Origin of the sequence: Photobacterium kagoshimensis (genome assembly GCF_050337045.1) — a bacterium.
Lineage (GTDB): Bacteria > Pseudomonadota > Gammaproteobacteria > Enterobacterales > Vibrionaceae > Photobacterium > Photobacterium kagoshimensis.
Genome location: NZ_JAKJSO010000052.1, coordinates 1 through 1,488, shown reverse-complemented (window position 1 = coordinate 1,488; position 1,488 = coordinate 1). Strand labels below are relative to the sequence as shown.

The following is a 1,488-nucleotide window of genomic DNA, read 5'->3' as shown; positions in this document are numbered from 1 at the left end:
ACGTCGTAGTCCGGATTGGAGTCTGCAACTCGACTCCATGAAGTCGGAATCGCTAGTAATCGTGGATCAGAATGCCACGGTGAATACGTTCCCGGGCCTTGTACACACCGCCCGTCACACCATGGGAGTGGGCTGCACCAGAAGTAGATAGCTTAACCTTCGGGAGGGCGTTTACCACGGTGTGGTTCATGACTGGGGTGAAGTCGTAACAAGGTAGCCCTAGGGGAACCTGGGGCTGGATCACCTCCTTAAACGATAGACTGCTTGTTTGATGCAGTGTCCACACAGATTGCTTGGTTGAAATGTAAAAGAGCGCTAAATGTTGCCCAACAACATTTAGCAAGAAAGACTTAGTCCCATTCGTCTAGAGGCCTAGGACACCGCCCTTTCACGGCGGTAACAGGGGTTCGACTCCCCTATGGGACGCCACTTTCTTTTAAGATGATTAATATCTTATTAGACACGTGGGCGATTAGCTCAGTTGGGAGAGCACCTCCCTTACAAGGAGGGGGTCACTGGTTCGAGCCCGGTATCGCCCACCATTCTTTCTTAAACGTAAAATGAATACCCTATGGGGCTATAGCTCAGCTGGGAGAGCGCTTCGCTGGCAGCGAAGAGGTCAGCGGTTCGATCCCGCTTAGCTCCACCACTTTTTAAATGCATTTTCTTCTTTTAGAGGCGAGTGTCGTTAAAAAGTGGATATCATCTCTATTTTATAGAATGTGAAACACAATGCTCTTTAACAATCTGGAAAGCTGACTAGTAAATTGAATCAACAGATTCAATTACAATAGTTTTTATCTTAATGATAAAAACGAGTTCTCAAAACAACACACATTCAAGTGTCTTGGCTTTTGTCTTCACTTTTTTAAAAGTGAAAATAAAAGAATGAGTCCGGCGAAAAACCAATTTGTGTCCTTATCAGACACACAACCTTGGTTGTTTGAACATACAGACCTCTTGGGGTTGTATGGTTAAGTGACTAAGCGTACACGGTGGATGCCTTGGCAGTCAGAGGCGATGAAGGACGTATTAACTTGCGATAAGCCCAGTTTAGATAGTAAAAATCACTTGAGACTGGGATTTCCGAATGGGGAAACCCAACTGCATAAGCAGTTATCRTTACGTGAATACATAGCGTAACGAGGCGAACCGGGGGAACTGAAACATCTAAGTACCCCGAGGAAGAGAAATCAACCGAGATTCCGACAGTAGCGGCGAGCGAAATCGGATTAGCCCTTAAGCTAGTCTTGCGTTAGGTGAACAAGCTGGAAAGCTTGGCGAYACAGGGTGATAGCCCCGTAACCGACAACGCATTATTAGTGAAAACGAGTAGGACGGGACACGTGATATCCTGTTTGAACATGGGGGGACCATCCTCCAAGGCTAAATACTCCTGACTGACCGATAGTGAACCAGTACCGTGAGGGAAAGGCGAAAAGAACCCCTGTGAGGGGAGTGAAATAGAACCTGAAACCGTGTACGTAC

At 46.7% G+C, this 1,488-nt stretch carries 3 tRNA genes and 2 rRNA genes; all 5 read left to right on the top strand.

Features of this window, described 5'->3' with window-relative positions:
- Window positions 1–251 (top strand): 16S ribosomal RNA (locus L4C35_RS23100); the annotation flags it as partial.
- A 102-nt stretch (window positions 252–353) separates the two neighbouring features.
- A tRNA-Glu gene (locus L4C35_RS23095) sits at window positions 354–429 on the top strand.
- A gap of 37 nt (window positions 430–466) precedes the next feature.
- Window positions 467–542 (top strand) — tRNA-Val (locus L4C35_RS23090).
- A gap of 31 nt (window positions 543–573) precedes the next feature.
- Window positions 574–649: transfer RNA gene (locus L4C35_RS23085), tRNA-Ala, on the top strand.
- 323 nt (window positions 650–972) lie between these two features.
- A 23S ribosomal RNA gene (locus L4C35_RS23080) occupies window positions 973–1,488 on the top strand; the annotation flags it as partial.